The sequence below is a fragment of the Chitinophaga ginsengisegetis genome (assembly GCF_900168065.1).
Classification (GTDB): Bacteria; Bacteroidota; Bacteroidia; order Chitinophagales; family Chitinophagaceae; genus Chitinophaga; species Chitinophaga ginsengisegetis.
In genome coordinates, this window is the sequence record NZ_FUZZ01000003.1 from 892,465 (window position 1) to 911,838 (window position 19,374).

The 19,374-nt window shown below is 46.1% G+C and carries 15 protein-coding genes; 11 read left to right on the forward strand and 4 right to left on the reverse strand.

Annotated elements, in window-relative coordinates; genetic code table 11:
- Positions 1–11: 11 nt before the first annotated feature.
- Positions 12–638, reverse strand: coding sequence for an SCO family protein (locus tag B5Z18_RS22340; protein ID WP_079471706.1), 627 nt, complete (start codon positions 636–638; stop codon positions 12–14).
- Between the two features lie 202 nt (positions 639–840).
- Here B5Z18_RS22340 and B5Z18_RS22345 point away from each other — a divergent pair, with 202 nt between their 5' ends.
- The 3 genes from B5Z18_RS22345 (at position 841) to B5Z18_RS22355 (ending at position 5,131) form a co-directional block, all read left to right on the forward strand.
- Entirely contained in the window at positions 841–1,284 is a 444-nt protein-coding gene (locus tag B5Z18_RS22345) for a MerC domain-containing protein (RefSeq protein WP_079471707.1), read from the forward strand.
- A gap of 62 nt (positions 1,285–1,346) precedes the next feature.
- Positions 1,347–2,531: a GTP-binding protein gene (locus B5Z18_RS22350; protein ID WP_079471708.1), complete on the forward strand. Its 1,185-nt coding sequence runs from the start codon at positions 1,347–1,349 to the stop codon at positions 2,529–2,531.
- 134 nt (positions 2,532–2,665) lie between these two features.
- Positions 2,666–5,131: a TonB-dependent receptor gene (locus B5Z18_RS22355; protein ID WP_079471709.1), complete on the forward strand. Its 2,466-nt coding sequence runs from the start codon at positions 2,666–2,668 to the stop codon at positions 5,129–5,131.
- 6 nt (positions 5,132–5,137) lie between these two features.
- Here the strand turns inward: B5Z18_RS22355 and B5Z18_RS22360 are convergent, their stop codons facing one another.
- The 3 genes from B5Z18_RS22360 to B5Z18_RS22370 are packed head-to-tail and all read right to left on the reverse strand — an operon-like array spanning position 5,138 to position 7,236.
- Positions 5,138–5,806, reverse strand: coding sequence for a hypothetical protein (locus B5Z18_RS22360; protein WP_079471710.1), 669 nt, complete (start codon positions 5,804–5,806; stop codon positions 5,138–5,140).
- Between the two features lie 48 nt (positions 5,807–5,854).
- Entirely contained in the window at positions 5,855–6,430 is a 576-nt protein-coding gene (gene purN / locus B5Z18_RS22365) for a phosphoribosylglycinamide formyltransferase (RefSeq protein ID WP_079471711.1), read from the reverse strand.
- 56 nt (positions 6,431–6,486) lie between these two features.
- A complete protein-coding gene (locus B5Z18_RS22370) occupies positions 6,487–7,236 on the reverse strand; it encodes a copper resistance protein NlpE N-terminal domain-containing protein (RefSeq protein WP_079471712.1) in 750 nt (249 codons plus the stop codon).
- Between the two features lie 449 nt (positions 7,237–7,685).
- On the opposite strand from B5Z18_RS22370, the gene B5Z18_RS22375 reads away from it, so the two are divergent.
- The 8 genes from B5Z18_RS22375 to B5Z18_RS22410 all read left to right on the forward strand — a co-directional run bounded on the left by B5Z18_RS22375 (position 7,686) and on the right by B5Z18_RS22410 (position 19,259).
- The gene (locus B5Z18_RS22375; RefSeq protein ID WP_235015986.1) at positions 7,686–8,960 is read left to right on the forward strand and encodes a c-type cytochrome; all 1,275 of its coding nucleotides are present in this window, start codon (positions 7,686–7,688) and stop codon (positions 8,958–8,960) included.
- 70 nt (positions 8,961–9,030) lie between these two features.
- On the forward strand, positions 9,031–12,099 hold the full coding sequence (locus B5Z18_RS22380) for a TAT-variant-translocated molybdopterin oxidoreductase (RefSeq protein WP_079471713.1): 3,069 nt from the start codon (positions 9,031–9,033) through the stop codon (positions 12,097–12,099).
- Between the two features lie 109 nt (positions 12,100–12,208).
- On the forward strand, positions 12,209–13,645 hold the full coding sequence (gene nrfD / locus B5Z18_RS22385; protein ID WP_079471714.1) for an NrfD/PsrC family molybdoenzyme membrane anchor subunit: 1,437 nt from the start codon (positions 12,209–12,211) through the stop codon (positions 13,643–13,645).
- A 48-nt stretch (positions 13,646–13,693) separates the two neighbouring features.
- Complete coding sequence (locus B5Z18_RS22390) at positions 13,694–14,287, forward strand: DUF3341 domain-containing protein (protein WP_079471715.1); 594 nt, start codon at positions 13,694–13,696, stop codon at positions 14,285–14,287.
- A gap of 83 nt (positions 14,288–14,370) precedes the next feature.
- Positions 14,371–14,970, forward strand: coding sequence for a c-type cytochrome (locus B5Z18_RS22395; protein WP_079471716.1), 600 nt, complete (start codon positions 14,371–14,373; stop codon positions 14,968–14,970).
- A gap of 43 nt (positions 14,971–15,013) precedes the next feature.
- Positions 15,014–16,219 carry a quinol:cytochrome C oxidoreductase gene (locus B5Z18_RS22400; RefSeq protein WP_079471717.1) on the forward strand — a complete coding sequence of 402 codons (1,206 nt, stop codon included), beginning with the start codon at positions 15,014–15,016 and terminating at the stop codon, positions 16,217–16,219.
- Between the two features lie 63 nt (positions 16,220–16,282).
- Positions 16,283–17,335 (forward strand): cytochrome c oxidase subunit II, encoded by a 1,053-nt coding sequence (locus B5Z18_RS22405; RefSeq protein WP_079471718.1) that lies wholly within the window; start codon positions 16,283–16,285, stop codon positions 17,333–17,335.
- Between the two features lie 112 nt (positions 17,336–17,447).
- On the forward strand, positions 17,448–19,259 hold the full coding sequence (locus B5Z18_RS22410) for a cytochrome c oxidase subunit I (protein ID WP_079471719.1): 1,812 nt from the start codon (positions 17,448–17,450) through the stop codon (positions 19,257–19,259).
- The last annotated feature ends 115 nt before the right edge of the window (positions 19,260–19,374 follow it).

Below are 19,374 nucleotides of genomic sequence, written 5' to 3' on the forward strand. Positions count from 1 at the left end.
TGAAAAAAACTTTATTCTTCCATTAAACGGTCTATGTCTTCAATCAATTTATCTACGTCCTGTTTTTTAGTGCCTTCATACAAACCGCGGATCTGTCCTGCTTTATCAACCAATGCAAACCATTGGGTGTGTACAAAATCTTCTTCCCCGGTATATACGCCATCGTCTACCAGGTAACCTTGCCTGGCCAACCGGTAGAGCTGTTTCTTGTCGCCGGTAAGGAACCACCAGTTTTTAGAATCAGCGCCATGTTTGGCGGCATATGCCTTTAGTACCGGCACGCTGTCGTGTTCGGGATCTACCGTATGGGAAAGGATCAGGAAGCTGGGATTGTCTTTATACTTCGCATATACCTTGTCCATATTGGCATTCATCTTCGGACAAATACCGGTGCAGGTGGTAAAAAAGAACTCAGATACATAAATTTTGCCTTCAACGTCTGTCTTCGTTTTCGTGCGGCCTTCCTGGTCTGTAAAGGAAAATCCGGGGATAGTATGTCCCGGCGCCCCCAGGTGAGGTAACTTGTCTTTTCCAAAGAAGGTACCTGTTTCTCCTTTAATAATATAACCGGCATAGGTCAGGAAACCTGCGCTCAACAACACAAAAAACGAAATCAGTATAATTGCTTTCTTCGACATAGGTATGATTCCTTGTTTTATTCGATATACAAAGGTAGCACATAGTTAACAGATGCCCATCAGTGCAATGCATCTCTTATTTTTTTAACACGCCTGCAACATTTTATAGTTGAAAAAATAAATTATCTGAAGATAAGAGATATTTTAATTTGCAACATTGTTGCAAATTTACGTAGTTTTGTCCGGATAGAAAAATGGGAACATGGAAGTGAATATTTTAAAGAAGATGAGTTTGGACACTATTGGAATAGGGGCTTCCCTGTTGTGTGCCGTGCACTGCGCCTTACTCCCTTTGCTGCTCACGGTATTGCCATTGGTGGGATCGCACGTATTGGAAAATGAAATGCTGGAGTATGGCTTATTGTCTTTCTCCTTTGGGGTAGGCTGTTTGTCGCTGGGACGGGGATATTTCAGGCATCACCGGCGCATAGCGCCCCTGCTGATCTTTACCGTGGGGTTTGCCTGGTTACTGGGAGGGCATTTCGGGATTGCCGGCGGTTTCTGGGAACCTGTTGTCATCTTTGCCGGTGCGGCAGGAGTAACGGGCGCGCATATACTAAACCTGAAACGTTGTAAACAATGCGCTACGGTTAAAGGCCACCCCCATGAACATAGCCGGCGGCATCTGCCGGCTGGCGGGCTGTAAAACTGCTGAAACAATTGCTGTAATTAAAATACGCACACACATAGCAATATAACTTATCACATATGGAAAAATTACCTGTTACGGTGCTGAGTGGCTTTCTCGGCGCGGGGAAAACTACGCTGCTTAATCACGTGCTGCACAACCGCGAAAATCTTCGTGTAGCCGTTATTGTTAACGATATGAGTGAAGTGAATATCGATGCGCAACTGGTGAAGAATGAAAATACGCTGCACAAAACGGAAGAGCGCCTGGTGGAAATGAGCAATGGCTGCATTTGCTGTACTCTCCGGGAAGATCTGCTGAAGGAAGTAGCTGCACTGGCCGCAGAGAAACGGTTTGATTACCTGTTGATTGAATCTACCGGCATCTCGGAGCCTATACCGGTGGCGCAAACTTTCTGTTACCAGGATGAAGTGAACAACGTTGATCTCAGCACGGTAAGCCAGCTGGATACAATGGTGACGGTAGTGGATGCGTATAATTTTATCAACGATTACAGCAGTATGTCGTTCCTGCAGGACAGGGGCTTAACGGATGATGCGGCAGACCGGCGCACCATCGTGAACCTGCTGACAGACCAGGTAGAATTTGCCAATGTGATTGTGTTGAATAAATGCGACCTGGTATCAAAAGAACAGCTGGGTAACCTGAAGGCAGTGCTGCGTAAATTAAACGCCACGGCCCGCATCGTGGAATCCATCAAGGGCCAGGTACCATTGAAAGAAATACTGCATACCGGCCTTTTCGATTTCGACACCACCTCCCAAAGCGCCGGCTGGCAGGCCGAACTGGAAAATGAACACACCCCCGAAACGGAAGAATACGGCATCTCTTCCTTTGTATACCGTAGCCGCAAACCCTTTCATCCGGAACGCTTCTGGCAGTATATCAATGAACGCTGGCCCGGCAATATTATCCGCAGTAAAGGATTATTTTGGCTGGCCTCCCGCCCGGACATCGCTGTAAACTGGAGCCAGGCGGGCGGATCACTGCGTGCCGAGAAGGCCGGTTACTGGTGGTGTGCCATCCCCCGCAAGCAATGGCAAATGGATCCCGAAACCTATGAACTCATTACCAGCCGCTGGGATACCCGCTTTGCCGACAGGTATAATGAACTGGTAATCATAGGACAGGAACTGGATTCACATGGTATCATCATTGATCTCGACAGCTGCCTGTGCACCGAATTGGAAATCAAAAACTTCCGGGATGGTCATCTTTTTAAAGATCCTTTTCCAGATATTTAGACTAATCTAAAAAATAATTAAGACAAGTATAAAAATAGAAGATAGTTTTGTTGAAAATTAAATTGGAAGTGTAATCCATTGTTACTATCCGTGAAAACACTGTACTGAGTTTAAAACCAAGATTACTTATACGCATGAAACAACTATCTACATTACTATTCTTATTATTATTCATTACTACGGCATATGCCCAGCAAGGCGTAGTGAAAGGGGCAGTTGTGAACAAAGACGGGAAGCCGGTGCAGTTTGCCAACATTGCTATCCCCGCCCTGCATACCGGTGCTACTGCCGATCAGCAGGGGCTTTTCAATATTAAAAACCTGGCAGCAGGTACTTATGATATCAAAATATCAATGGTAGGATACCAAACCGTTAAGCTGAAGAAACAAATTACAGCGGGCCAAACAACGGTATTGAACGTTTCCCTGGAAGAAGATTTATCTAAGCTGGATGAAGTAGTGGTAACCGGTGTTTCCCGCGCCACCGCTGTCCGGAAAAACCCCATACCTATTGCCGTTATCGGTAAAAGGGAAATGAACATGAACGTAAATAATAACATTATTGATGCTATTATTAAAGGAGTGCCGGGCGTAAGCGCGGTAACAACCGGCCCCAATATTTCAAAACCATTTATCCGGGGACTGGGCTATAACCGCGTACTGACGCTGTTCGACGGTGTGCGGCAGGAAGGACAGCAATGGGGCGATGAGCATGGCATTGAAATAGACCAGTATGGTATTTCACGGGCGGAAGTGGTGAAAGGACCTGCCAGTCTTACTTATGGCTCTGATGCGCTGGCCGGTGTAATTAACATGATCCCCGACATCCCGGAACTGACACCAGGAAAACTACAGGGCAGCTTTCTTACTGATTACCATAGTAATAATGGAATGATAGGATCCTCACTGGGATTGGCTTACCGGCAAAACGACTGGAAATATGTATTGAGGGGCACCGCCAAGGCGGCGCATAACTACCGCAACAGTGTGGATGGATTTGTATATGGCACCGCCTTCCGGGAATACAATCTCACCGCATTGGCAAGGGTGGATAAATCATGGGGGCACTCCCAATTTGGTGCTACGCTTTATGACAACACCCAGGAAATCCCCGATGGTAGCCGTGATTCCCTGACCCGTAAATTTACCAGGCAGGTGAAGGATGCCGATGACAATATAAAAGACCGGCCACTGGTACCGGACAATGAGCTGCGTACCTACACCATTAACCCGTTACATCAGCATATCCAGCATTACCGGGTATACAACCATTCCAAATGGAATGTGGGTACCGGCGATATTAATACCATGATTGGGGTGCAACAAAGCATCCGGCGGGAGTACAATCACCCGGAGATGATTGAGCAGCCTGGCCTGTACGTAGTGCTGAATACATTGAACTATGATGTGCGCTATAATTTACCCGTGATGAACGGATTGGAAACAACCGTAGGTGTGAATGGTATGTACCAGTCGAATAAGAGTAAGAATGGTACCGATTTTCCCATTCCGGACTATAACCTGTTTGACATAGGCGGATTTATTTTTGCCAGGAAATCTTTTGGTAAGGTAGATGTATCGGGTGGTATCCGTTACGACAACCGTTCTATCCGCTGGAACGACTTCTACGTAGGACCCAATAAAGAGAATGGCTTTGAGCAACATGCGCAGTTGCCTGATACGGCAGGGGCCCATCTGCAGTTCCCTTCTTTCAATCACCGGTATACCGGTATTTCCGGGAGCCTGGGCGCTACCTGGAATATCAGCGAGCGGGTGCTGGTAAAGGCTAACATTGCACGGGGCTACCGTGCGCCGAATATTACAGAGATAGGCTCCAATGGTCTTGATCCGGGCGCGCATATTGTATACCTGGGGAACCGTGGATTTAAGCCGGAGTTCAGTTTGCAGGAAGACATCGGTATACAGGCATGGTTACCGGATGCGGATATCAGTGTGGAATTGTTTAATAATAATATTGAGAACTATATCTACCAGGCAAAGCTATACGATAATACCGGCAACCCCGTGGTAATAGTACCGGGTAACGCCACCTATAAGTACCAGCAATCTGCCGCGAGGCTATTTGGAGCGGAGGTGAGTGTAAATCTCCATCCGCAGAGTATAGCCTGGCTTACCATGAATAACAGTGTTGCCTACACGCAGGGACGTAACCGGAACATGGAACTGATCAGCACGCATGGCGACGAAGCACGGTACCTGCCCTTTATACCCCCCACGCATATACGCAGCGAGCTAAAGGCAACCACTCAACGCAATTACGGGATCTTTACCAAAGCCTATGCCCGCGTGGAGGCTGATATTATTGCAGACCAGCCGCATTTTTACGGGGTGGATGATACCGAAACATTTACGCCGGGATATACCCTTTTCAATATAGGCGCCGGTACCGGTATTCTCAATAAGAAAGGAAAAACGGTATGTGAAGTGTTCCTGCAGCTGGATAATGTGGCCAACGTGGCTTACCAGGCCAATATGAACCGGTTGAAATATTTTGAATACTACAGCTCCTCCCCTAACGGGCGGCTGGGCATCTATAATATGGGTAGAAATTTCAGTGCTAAAGTGATTGTACCGTTTTAGGGAAGATTACCACAGTTTGAGCCCCATTTTAATACCTATCTGGAGGCTGGGCAGTATGCTGACCATTTTACCATCGTTCAGGGATACTTTGTCGTCGTCGAAATGATAGGTATTGTATTTATAGATTTTACTGCGGATACCTACACCGATAAAGGGATCAAGGATAAAGCGGTCTTTTTTGAACTGCCGTCCTACCAGAAGTTGCAGGCCGATAACGGTTTTGTCTCCTGAGTTGGTGTAGGTAATGTTACTGAAGGTATTGTCTTCATTAGGGTAGAAAACCTTTTTTACGAATAACACGGGTTCGAAGTAGGTGCCGGCTGCGCGGGAGGGCGACATTTCCTGTGAAATAAGGTACAGGCGTGCACCTACGCGGAAGCCCAGTCCCCGGCCATCTACAAACTGTTCAGTACTGATATCCGGTTTTTTCTGTCCGATATCAATCTTTTTTGCCAGCACATAATCGGGGTAATCTGTATAGATACCGCTGATACCTACCTCCAGGCTGAATTTATCAGTTATTTCCTGTTCCAGGTAAATATCGAGTTCATTAATTAAGGTGGTAGGATTTACTTTAAGAAAGGTGTTTTTGCTCAATTGTGTTTTGCCATCCTGGGCAGAGGATGATAAAATAAATGAACAGGATAACCATATTAACAGCAGTGTCTTTTTCATACAGTTGTAAGGGTTAGACTGGCTTCAGAACCTCAATCCGGGCGTGTGTCAGCTTTCAGAACTGGTCAATAATCGTTCCACAATTACCGGAAACCATTGATGTTCCAGCGCCTGCACTTTGCGTGCTACTGACTCGGGCGTATCTTCCGGTGTGATGATAATTCGTTCCTGCAGGATCGTTTCTCCGTCGTCGTATTTCTCGTTCACAAAGTGGATGGTGATGCCACTTTCTTTTTCTCCGGCAGCTATAACCGCTTCGTGCACAAAATGTCCATACATCCCTTTTCCGCCAAATTTTGGTAACAGGGCCGGGTGGATATTGATAATGCGGTTAGGAAAAGCCTGTACCAGGTTGGCGGGGATTTTCCATAGGAAACCGGCCAGCACTACCAGGTCGATCTTTTGTTCTTTTAATAATTGGATATATTTATCTGAATGGAGGAACGCCTCCTTTTCAATGAGTATACTGGTAATACCTTCGCGTTCGGCAATCTGTAAAACACCGGCTCCGGGTTTGTTACAAACGATTACGGTAACCCTGGCCTTATCTGACTGTTTGAAATGATCTATAATTTTCTGCGCGTTGCTTCCTGCACCCGATGCGAATATGGCAATATTTTTCAAAGTCTCTTACTGTTTGAGTAGGGTACAAAAATAGACAATTTAGCAGGGATTTAAAGTTATTTGAGATATTCCCCGCAGCCCTGGTATGTTTTGTCTTTCACCTGTATCTGTACGGTATTGGGTTTCATCAGACCGCTCATATCGTCGGTACAAACGGTATTGCGGATACTTATCGTGATATCCGGGGTGGTGTATACCTTTAAAGTATCGGTATTAGGCCTGGCCGGGGGGAGGGTAACCTGGAGGCTGTCGCCATTAACGTTGTTGAAACGTATTTTTTTGTTATCAAGGTCGAGGCTCCAGAAGGGTTCGTTGCCACTGGCGGTGAACCGGATGCCGGCTTTCGACTTTTCGGCGAGCAGTTGCCTGCGGTCGCCGCCCTCTACCGGCTTGAGGATATAATTGCTGGCCAGTACTCCTTCGATCCGTTTGCCTTTGGTATCGAGGAGGAGGAGTTTCCCTTCGGAGGCGAGGAAGGAGCTGCTGTCGGTTTTCTTCTGAAGCATTACGGTGGAGTCGGAGGTTTGTTTCCAGGTGCCGGTTTCCACGGAGGCTATCCCCTGTCCTCTTCCCTGGTAGGCCACCAGTTCATGAAAGGTATGATCATCAAACAAACTGATCTGGTAGTCCATACCGGGGCAGTCGGCGCACGGAAGGGTACCCTGGAAGGTGCCGGTGATAACGGTGGGGGTAGCTGTACCCGGCGTGGTATGTTGTGAGGTGCTATCGTTTTGGGTGGTGGCGGTATTATTGTTACAGGCCGTGAAGGCGGTAAGCAAAACGGGGAGTATGATACTATTTTTCATGGGAGCGATTTTTTGATGGCAGATTGAACATTCTGGTCCGCCGGCAGGTTATTAAGGTAAAAATAACAACTCTCACAGAAATTAACTGCGCTGACAGATAATATATTATATTGTGTGTTAAAGGATATAGGGGACCACTATTTGATTTTCATCTGCATATATTATAATTATATCCCCGCAAACCTTGCCCCACGTTATGATGTAGACGTGCGCCCACAGAGGAATTAAACTTTCAATCAAAATAATAAGTTTTGAAAGGAAATAATAGGTGAAGCGTTTAAATAGGCCAGCAGAAAGACTTCCAGCTCAATCGTTGCTCAAAAAAGAGGTTGAAAACAGCATTCTATAAGACAATAATTTTTTTTAATTGTTGGTAAATTGTCAACATTCTGTCTTATTTTTGCTGGCACTTTTAAGAAACTTTAGGTCAAATCTAAACTATATAGGCTGTGTATCGTCGTGTTTCCATTCTTTTGCGCAAGCATTTTGTGAGTGTGCTTATTCTATGCGCTAGTATAGTAATTCCGTTTTCTTCTGTTAAGGCAGCGGATCCAGCGAAGGGTAAAGCATTATTCCAAACAAACTGCGCTTCCTGCCATAATGTCCATAAGAAGCTGACAGGTCCTGCATTAGCGGGGGTAGAAGATCGCTGGCCCGATAAGAAATTATTGCACCAGTGGATCCACAACTCTGCTTCTGTACTGGCTACAGGGGACAAATATGCCAATGACCTCTTCAATCAGTACAACAAGACAGCGATGACAGCTTTCCCTCAGTTATCAAATGAGGAGATTGACGACATCCTGGCTTATGTAAAAGTTGAGCAAGCGAAAACTCCGGGTGGAGTTAAACCTACTGAAGCGGGAGCCCCTGAAGGTGCTGAAGACAAAGGCAATGACAACAGTTTACTGTTTGGTATCATCACACTGATCCTCGCAGTAGTAGCGCTGATCCTCATGCAGATCAACAGCAACCTGAATAAGCTGGCTGGTGATAAAGAAGGAGTTCCTACTCCGGACCCTGTTCCTTTCTACAAAAATAAAGCTTACCTGGCGCTGATCATCCTGGTGCTGTTCATGGTAGGCGGTTACTTCACTATTCAGGGTGCAATCGGCCTGGGTCGCCAGAAAGACTATATGCCGGAGCAACCTATCTTCTACAGCCATAAGGTGCACGCGGGTATCAACCAGATCAACTGTTTGTACTGCCACGCCGGTGCTGAGAAGAGTAAACACGCAATGATCCCTTCTGAAAATATCTGTATGAACTGTCACAAGGCCATTAAGGAATACTCCGGTCCTGAGCTGACAACTGCAGAAGGTAAGAAGGTAGATGGTACTGCTGAAATTGCAAAATTATACGATTACGTAGGATGGGATCCTGAAGCTGGTAAATATACCAAGCCAGGCAGACCAATCGAATGGACTAAAATCCACAACCTGCCTGACCACGTTTACTTTAACCACTCTCAACACGTGGTTGCCGGTCAGCAACAATGTCAAACCTGCCACGGTGCCATCACCGAAATGGATGAAGTACATCAGTTTTCCGATCTCTCTATGGGATGGTGTATCAACTGTCACCGTACTACCAAAGTGCAGTTTGCTGACAACAACTATTACAGCATCTTCGAAAAGCTTCATCAGGATATTAAAGATAAGAAGATCGATAGCGTAACAGTTGAGATGGTAGGTGGTACTGAATGTCAAAAATGTCACTACTAGGAAGGATTTAGAGAGATTTTCTCTTAATCAGAAGATATCAAAATTTATAAACGTAACTCGTTAATATAACATGGAGCAAAAAAAGTATTGGAAAGGCTTGGAGGAGTTGCACAATACCGATGCGCATCAGGAAATTGTGAAGAACGAATTCAGTGAAGAACTTCCGTTCGAGAGTGAAGGCCTGTTGAATGCTACTACCCCCCGCAGGGATTTTCTGAAATATCTGGGGTTCACCACCGCTGCTGCCGCTATTGCTGCCAGCTGTGAAACACCGGTTAAGAAAGCGATTCCGTATGTAAACAAACCGGAAGAGATCACCCCGGGTGTAGCCAATTATTATGCTTCTTCTTATGCCATTGATGGCGAATATGTACCGGTTGTGGTGAAAACCCGCGAAGGTCGTCCCATCAAACTGGAAGGGAATACTTTATCAGCTATCACACAGGGCGCTACATCCGCCAAAGTACAGGGCGCTGTATTAAGCCTGTATGATACTGCCCGTCTCCGTTTCCCATCTATCGGTGGTACGGAAACAACCTGGGCAGAACTGGATAAACAAATAGGTGCAGCACTGGCCGGATTAGGCGGTGCTCCTGTTGTTTTATTAAGCGCCACTTTACTCAGCCCCACTACTAAAAAAGTGATCGGCGAGTTCCTGGCAAAATATCCAAACTCCCGCCACGTAGTATACGATGCAGTTTCCTACTCAGGTATGCTGCAGGCAAACGAAGCCTCTTACGGTAAAAGAGTTGTTCCTTCCTACCACTTTGAAAATGCCAAAGCGATAGTGAGTTTAGGAGCAGACTTTATCGGAACCTGGCTGAACCCGGTTGAATATGCCCGCCAATTTGCTTCTACCCGTAAGATCAATGCACAGAAACCCGAAATGTCCAAACTTTTCGCGTTCGAAAGCCATATGAGCCTTACCGGTGCAAATGCGGACGAAAGATATACACACAAACCTTCTGAAACCGGTGCAGTAGCACTGGCACTGCTGGCAGCAGTTGGCGGCAGCGTAACCGCTCCGGCTATTGCTGACAAACGTGTAGCAGATGGTATCAAGAAAGCGGCAGAATCACTGAAAGCAAACGCTGGTAAAGCACTGGTAGTAAGCGGTTCTAACGATGTAAACGTACAGATCATTGTAAACGCCATCAACAACATCGTTGGCGCCAATGGTACTACCATCGACTTCGCTTCTCCTTCCAACTACCGTCAGGGTATCGACAGCGATATGACCAAACTGGTAAGCGATATGAACGCAGGCAGCATCGGTGCTGTACTGGTTTATGGCGCTAACCCAGCTTACGACTACTTCGAATCCCAGAAATTCGCAGAAGGTCTGAAGAAAGTGAAGATCGCGGTATCCTTCAACGACAGAAACGACGAAACAACTGAACTGTGTAAATATGTAGCTCCTGATCATCACTTCCTGGAATCATGGAATGATGCTGAAGGAAGAGCAGGTTACTACAGCTTCGCCCAGCCTACTATCCTGCCGCTGTTTAAAACACGTGCTATCCAGGATACGCTCCTCACCTGGTCTGGTAACACTACCACTACCTGGGCTGACTACCTGAAAAATGAGTGGATCAGCAAACTGGGCGGACAGGAAGCATGGGATAAAGCATTACAGGATGGTATTGTTGAACCAGCTACTGCGCCTGCATTAGGTGGTGCTGCATTTGCCGGTGATATTGCCGGTGCTGCATCCAAAATCAGCAGCGCCAAAAAAGGTGGTAAACTGGAACTGGTGTTGTATGAAAAAGTAGCTATCGGTACCGGCAGATCTGCCAACAACCCGTGGTTACAGGAAATGCCTGACCCGATTACCCGTTCTACCTGGGGTAACTACGCCTGTATCTCCAACAAACTGGCTAAAACTTTCTCTACCCAGTTAGGAGATGATTACGAAATCAATGCAGAGAAGAAAGTACTGAAAGTTAAATCCAACGGTAAAGAAATCGAACTGCCGCTGCTGATTGTTCCGGGTATGCACCCTGAAGTAATCGCTATCGCAGTAGGTTACGGCCGTGGTAATAACGTAGGAAGAGCTGCTGCCGGTATCGGTAAAAATGTTTATCCTTTTGTTAGCTTCAACGGTCAGAACTTTGACTACTTCACTACTGACGCATCTGTAGAAGCTACCGGTCAGAAAGAAATTGTTGCTTTAACACAAACACATAATAGTTACGAAGGTCGTCCGATCGTTAAAGAAACTACCCTGGAAGAGTTCATCAAGAACCCTAAAGAGGTAAACGAAGACAGACTGGAACTGAAGAAATTTGGTCCTGACTTCCGTAAGGATGCTACCCTCTATCCTAACTACAGCTACCCTGGTATCAAATGGGGCATGTCTATCGACCTGAACACCTGTTTTGGTTGCGGTGCCTGTACAATTGCCTGCCAGGCAGAGAACAACGTTTCTGTTGTAGGTAAAGAAGAAGTGGCGAAAGCGCATGAAATGCACTGGATCCGCATCGACCGTTACTTCAGCGGTGATGAAGAAAATCCGGAAGTAGTGTTCCAGCCGATGCTGTGTCAGCATTGCGATAACGCACCTTGCGAAAACGTTTGTCCGGTTGGAGCAACCAACCACAGCTCTGAAGGTATTAACCAGATGGCTTACAACCGTTGCATCGGTACCCGTTACTGCGCTAACAACTGTCCTTACAAAGTACGTCGCCTGAACTGGAGAGACTGGAATGGTGCTGACAGCTTTGAAAACAACCTGTACGATGTGGCTGATATGAACGATAACCTGACCCGCATGGTACTGAACCCGGATGTAGTGGTTCGTAGCCGTGGTGTGATGGAAAAATGTTCTTTCTGCGTACAACGTTTACAGGAAGCGAAACTGGATGCGAAGAAAGCTGGTCACCCATTGAAAGATGGAGCCGCTAAAACCGCCTGCCAGCAAGCTTGTGGCGCTGATGCGATCGTATTTGGTAACATCAACGACAAGAACAGCGAAATCTATAAGATTCGTAACGAGCAGCAGGTAGACAGGATGTACTATGTGTTGGAAGAAACACACGTACTGCCATCTATCAGCTACCTGGCGAAGATCAGAAACAAGGATGCCGCTCCTAAAGCAGAAAAAGAGTCTGCTCACAAGGAAGAAGCGCACCACGCGTAATGATCTTAACCGGTAATCGTTAAGAAAAAGACAGAAAGAACAGAATCTGAGATCATAACAAAAGACAAGGGCTAGTAGCTAGAAGCTAGCAGCTAAAAGCTTATAGAATATGCATTTAAAATACGAATCCACACTGAGAGAACCTTTGGTAGACGGGGTTAAGGATTATCACCAGGTAACGGAAGATATCATTAGTCCCATTGAAGGGAAGCCTGGAAAACTGTGGTATGTAGGCTTTTTCATCTCCCTGACACTGTTGGGCTTTGGTGCCTTTTCCGTGTTCTGGCAGATCTATTTCGGTGTCGGAGTATGGAATCTGAATAAAACCATCGGTTGGGGTTGGGACATTACCAACTTCGTATGGTGGGTAGGTATTGGTCACGCCGGTACCCTGATTTCCGCGATCCTCCTCCTGTTCCGCCAGGGTTGGCGTACGGGGGTGAACCGTGCGGCGGAAGCGATGACGATCTTCGCGGTAATGTGCGCCGGTCAGTTCCCGATCATTCACATGGGTCGTGTATGGATGGCGTTTTTCATTCTGCCTTATCCAAATACCCGCGGTCCGGTATGGGTTAACTTTAACTCTCCGCTTCTCTGGGACGTATTTGCGATCTCTACTTACTTTACCGTATCCCTCCTGTTCTGGTACTCTGGTTTACTTCCGGATTTCGCTACCGTTCGTGACAGGGCTAAAACTAAATTACGCAAGTTATTATATGGTGTAGCTGCTTTTGGCTGGACCGGTTCTACCAAACACTGGCAACGTCATGAAGCGCTGTCGCTGGTACTGGCAGGTTTATCCACTCCACTGGTACTGTCTGTACACACGATCGTATCTTTTGACTTTGCGACTTCTGTAATTCCCGGTTGGCACACTACCATCTTCCCTCCCTACTTCGTAGCGGGTGCGATCTTCTCCGGATTTGCGATGGTACAAACGTTGCTGATCATTACCCGTAAAGTATTACATCTCGAAGAATATATTACCCTGGGTCACATGGAAGCCATGAACAAGGTAATTGTGTTAACGGGTTCCGTAGTAGGTTGTGCTTACCTGACTGAGTTATTCATGGCATGGTACGGCGCTAACCCTTACGAGTTCGCCACTTTCTTCAAATACCGTGCTGCCGGTCCGCTGGGTTGGTCTTACTGGATCATGATGACCTGTAACGTAATTACTCCGCAGGTGTTCTGGTTCCGCAAAATGAGAAGAAATGTAATGGTGACTTTCGTAATGTCTATCATTGTGAACATCGGTATGTGGTTTGAGCGTTTTGTAATCATCTGTACTTCACTGTACCGCGATTACCTGCCATCCAGCTGGGCTTACTATCGTCCGTCCTGGCCTGAAGTAGGTTTCTACATGGGTACTTTCGGTTTGTTCTTCACCTGCTTCTTCCTGTTTGCTAAATACTTCCCGGTAATTGCGGTAGCTGAAATCAAGGCTGTCCTGAAAACTTCCGGTGAGAACTACAAAGAGAAAATGGAAGTTTACGAAGAAGAGAGTGCTGAGAAATTTGCGCACGACGTGGCACATGCACACTAAAAGACGAATTAAGAGAACTAATTACCTGGAATTTGAATTTTTAAATATATGGCTGTTAAAAAATTTGTTGTAGGCTTGTTTGACGATGAGGCAGTGTTGTTTCCGGCAGTAAAGAAAGTACGCACTGCAGGATACAAATTGCACGATGTATACACTCCTTTTCCTGTTCACGGCCTCGATCATGCAATGGGTTTAAGAGAAACCAGTCTGCACACAGCCGGTTTCATATATGGTATCACTGGTACTACTACAGCATTATCCTTCATGAGTTGGGTATTTAATGTAGACTGGCCGCTGAACATTGGTGGTAAACCACATTTCCCGCTGCCTGCTTTTATTCCGATCACCTTTGAGCTGACCGTATTATTTGCGGCGGTAGGTATGGTGATGACTTTCTGTTATCTGTGCCAGTTAATGCCGGGTGTGAAGAAACACATCTTCCATCCAAGACAAACAGACGATAAGTTTGTGATGGTAATAGAGCTGACAGAGAAAACCAATGCAGAAGAAGTAAAGAGCTTCCTCGCTGCTGCAGGTGCGCAGGATATCAATGAGCAGAAGGCTGAGGCAGGATGGTGGTTCGGAAGATATGATAAGGATGATGAGCCTTATCTCCGTAAGATTCAGACCGCAAACGCTTAATTAAAATAACAGCTAAAACATACCGTTGCGACATTAGGATTTGAGCAAGCAAGAACTAATGAAAGCTAGATAAATAATTTCTGATGAAAAGGACTTCCAACATATTGATTGTAGCCGCATTGGCAACTGGAGCTTTCCTGGCAGCCTGTAACAGGGGGGAGCATAACAGAAAGCCCGGCAGGATTTATATGCCAGACATGTATGAATCCCGTGCGTATGAATTTTACAGTGCTCGTTTGTCAGGCCTGAAGCCAGTGGAAGGAACAGTAAAAAGAGGAGAACTTTTGCCATACCATCTGAAAGAATCAGATACGGCACTGGCTAATCTGGTGAAAAATCCATTAACTATTACGCCGTCTGATCTTAAAGAAGGCGAACGTTTATTTAATATCTACTGTGGTATCTGTCATGGTACTGCATTAGATGGTAATGGTCCGCTGTACAAAGGTGGAGATGGACCTTATCCTGCAGCTCCTGCCAACCTGGTTGCCGGTGCAAAATCCGGTTACACAGAAGGCCGCCTGTTCCATGTAATGACTTATGGTTATAACATGATGGGTAGTTATGCCAGTCAGCTCGACAGAGACCAGCGCTGGAAGATTGCTGCTTATATCAAGAGTAAACAGCCAGGTGCTGCCGCCCCGTCTGCCGCTCCTGCTAACGATAGCACTGCAGCTAAATAAATGAGTTAAACTGAATTTCAATCAAGTATTTTAATATACAGTAATGAAAGACCAATTTGTAGTACCGGCAAGATTAAAAAAGACCAGCTTCGTGTTAATGGGCGTGGGCTTGCTGACGTTATTGATCGGATTAATTGCGTTTCAAGGTGAGAACGCGACACGGTTTTGGGCCGGTCTGTTGCAAAACAGCAGCTTCTTTTTGCTGATTACATTGGCGAGCACCTTCTTTATAGCTGCTACTACCCTGGCACATGGTGGCTGGCAGATTGCTTTCCGCCGTGTACCTGAAGCTATTTCAATGGCCGTTCCCGTTTTGTCCGCCATTTTATTTGTGATTGTAATGATCCTTGTTTTTGGTGGAAAAGAGGATATCTACCACTGGGTAAACGCACACCATGTGGCAGAGGATAAGATCCTGACCTGGAAATCTGCTTTCCTGAACAAAGGATTCTTTACCGTAGCAACTATCCTGACACTGGGCCTCTGGATCTTCTTTACCCTGAAGCTCCGCAGAATGTCTATCGAAGAAGATGGATGGGATCTGCGTCCTGAAACAGGCCGTAAATTACTCTGGAGAAATACCGTTGTATGCGGTGGCTTCCTGGTAGTATTTACCCTGAGCGTTGGATCTACCACGCCATGGGTTTGGTTAATGAGTATCGATGCACACTGGTTCTCTACCATGTACAGCTGGTACACTTTCGCCAGCACCTGGGTATCCGGTCTGTCGCTGATAGCACTGTTCGTAGTATATCTGAAAAAACACGGTTATCTCACTTATGTAACTGAAGAACACCTGCACGATCTGGGTAAATTCATGTTTGCATTCAGCATCTTCTGGACTTACCTCTGGTTCTCCCAGTACATGCTGATCTGGTACGCCAACATGCCGGAAGAAACTGAATACTTCCAGCCGCGTGTTTGGGGCCAGTGGAGACCAATCTTCTTCCTGAACCTCCTGATCAACTTTGTTACTCCGTTGTTGTTTCTGATGAAAAGGGACACCAAACGTAACTATACTGCCATTGTTTTCATCGCTATCGTGATCATCTTCGGTCACTGGCTGGATTTCTGGCAAATGGTTTACCCAGGCACCGTTAAAACCCTGGTATTCCCTTGGTATGAATTCGGACTCGGACTTGGTTTCGTAGGACTGATCATCTTCCTGGTATCTAACCAGCTGACTAAAGCTGCACTGGTTCCGAAGAATCATCCTTACCTGAAAGAAAGTATCATTCACCACACCTGATTGGGTGATCAAGGAGATTAGGCAAAAGAAAAGCATTAGATAACTTAATTATTTCATATAGCAATGTCAGGATTTTTAGCAGTCTTAGTTGTTGTTCTCATATTCATAGTCATCTTCCAGATTGCGAAGGCGAGCGAATATGTGTCCATATTGAAGGGAGAAAAGAAAGCGCGCGAGCAAAGCAACCGTATAAATGGTTTCCTGCTGATTGCATTCCTGGTGCTGGGGCTTATAGGAGTGTACTGGTGTAACGATTTGCTGAAAGGCAAAATCCTGGGCGAATCTGCATCAGAACAGGGAGAAGGCGTTGATACCCTTATTTATGTAACACTTGCCATCACTGGTGTGGTGTTCGTGATTACCCAAATTGCTTTATTCTGGTTTGCATTTAAGTACCAGGAGAAAGAAGGCCGTAAAGCATTTTACTTTCCGCATAATAATAAACTGGAAGTTATCTGGACCGTTATCCCGGCTATCGCCTTAACCATACTGGTGGCTTTCGGTTTGAAACACTGGTTCCAGCTCACTTCAGAAGCGCCAAAAGACGCTGCTGTGGTAGAAGTAACCGGTAAACAGTTTAACTGGATCTTCCGTTATCCTGGTAAGGATGGCGCACTGGGTCGTCGTGATATTAAAAACATCGATCCTTCCGCCGGTAATGAACTGGGTCTGGACTGGAACGATCCTTTGAACAAGGATGACTTTATGCCTACCGAACTGCACCTCGTAGTTGGTAAACCGGTAAAGTTCATCATCGGTTCCCGCGACGTAATCCATGATGTGGGTTTACCTCACTTCCGCATGAAAATGGATGCGGTTCCCGGTATCCCTACCACCCTGTGGTTTACTCCTAAGTTCACTACCAAACAGATGAAGGAAAAAACCGGTAACCCGGACTTTACATTTGAAATTTCCTGCGATCAGATGTGTGGTAGCGGTCACTACTCCATGAGGGGCGTGATAGTTGTGGAAACTCAGGAAGAATATGATAAATGGGTAGCTTCCCAGAAATCAACGTATAGCCTGACACACGCTGACACTGCAGCTCCGGCTGCGCCTGCCGGCGAAGCGAAAGCAGATAGCACACAAAAAGCAGTAGCTGCCAATATTCAGTAAGCTGTAATTTTGCGTAGAAGAATTTTTGACGGAGTACAATTAAAAACAATAAAGACAAACTGACAAACGACGATACTTCCCGGGCGTTAGTTTATAATAAACCGAACCGATTATGAGTAACGAAGCAACATTGCACAGTCAACAGGAGGTAATGCACGGAGCGCATGATCATCATGATCATGAGCACCACCATGAAGACAGTTTCATTTCGAAATATGTGTTCAGCATGGATCACAAAATGATCGCCAAACAATTCCTGATTACTGGTATCGTTTGGGCTATCATTGGTGCTTTCTTCTCTGTACTGTTCCGTTTGCAACTTGGTTTTCCTGATGCCACTTTCCCCTGGCTGGAAAGTATCCTGGGTCATTGGGCTAAAGGTGGCCGCATTACAGCGGAAGCTTACTATGCATTGGTAACAATGCACGGTACCATCCTGGTATTCTTTGTATTAACGGCCGGCCTGAGCGGTACCTTCTCCAACCTGCTGATTCCTTTGCAGGTAGGTGCACGTGATATGGCCTCCCCTTTTATGAACTGTTTGAGCTACTGGTTCTTCTTTTTGGCCAGCCTGGTAATGATGGCTTCCCTGTTTGTTCAAACAGGCCCTGCTTCCGGAGGTTGGACAATGTATCCGCCGCTGAGTGCACTGGGAGACGCTTCTATCGGTTCTAAAATAGGTGTGGATCTTTGGTTAACCAGCATGGCGCTGTTTGTTGTTTCGCAGCTGCTCGGTGGTTTGAACTATATCTCTACCTTATTGAATATGCGTACCAAAGGTATGGCGATGACCAAAATGCCTTTGACTATCTGGTCATTCTTCTTCACTGCCGTATTGGGCGTATTGTCTTTCCCTGTATTGCTGTCAGGTTTCATCCTGCTGCTCATGGATCGTCACGCTGGTACCAGCTTCTACCTGTCTGATATCTTTATCGCCGGTAAAGCACTGGCAAATGAAGGTGGTAGCGCTATTCTCTATCAACATTTATTCTGGTTCTTAGGTCACCCTGAGGTATATATCATCATCCTCCCTGCGATGGGTATGGTTTCTGAAGTACTGGCGGTAAGTTCCCGCAAGCCTATCTTTGGTTACCTGGCGATGATCGGTTCCCTGTTCGCTATCTGTATCCTGGCCTTCCTGGTTTGGGCGCACCATATGTTCGTAACAGGTTTGAATCCGTTCCTGGGTGCATTCTTCGTACTCTTAACCTTATTGATTGCAGTACCATCTGCCATCAAGGTATTTAACTGGATCACTACTATCTGGAAGGGTAATATCAACTTTACACCTGCTTCCCTGTTCTCTATCGGTTTTGTGAGCACTTTCATCTCCGGTGGTTTAACAGGTATCTGGTTAGGTAACTCTTCTATCGATATTCACCTGCATGATACCATGTTTGTGATCGCCCACTTCCATATTGTAATGGGTGTATCTGCGTTCTTTGGTATGTTTGCCGGTATCTACCACTGGTTCCCTAAAATGTATGGCCGTTTCATGAACCAGACCATTGGTTATATCCACTTCTGGGTAACCATGATCGGCGCTTACCTGATCTTCTGGCCTATGCACTACGAAGGTATGGCGGGTATGCCAAGAAGGTATTATGATGTATCCGGCTGGGCTTCCTTCAAACAGTTTGGTGGCCTGAACGAGTTCATCACCATCGTGGTAATCCTCGTATTTGCGGTACAGCTGCTGTTTGTGTTCAACTTCTTCTACAGCATTTTCAAAGGTAGAAAGCTGACCACCCAGAATCCGTGGAATGCAACTACCCTGGAATGGACTACACCTATCCATGCCGGTCACGGTAACTGGCCTGGTGAAATTCCGGAAGTATATCGCTGGGCTTATGACTATAGCAAGGATGGAAGAGATTTCATTCCGCAAACTGAGCCTATCGGACCTAATGAATCAGCGCACTAAAATATAGTTCGGAATTCCGGCAGGAAGATACCTTTCGCATGAAAAATCTTCCTTCCGGGATTTTGTTCACTGTGATGTTTGTAAATTTGTTCCGGACTTAAACCCGGAATGTGGC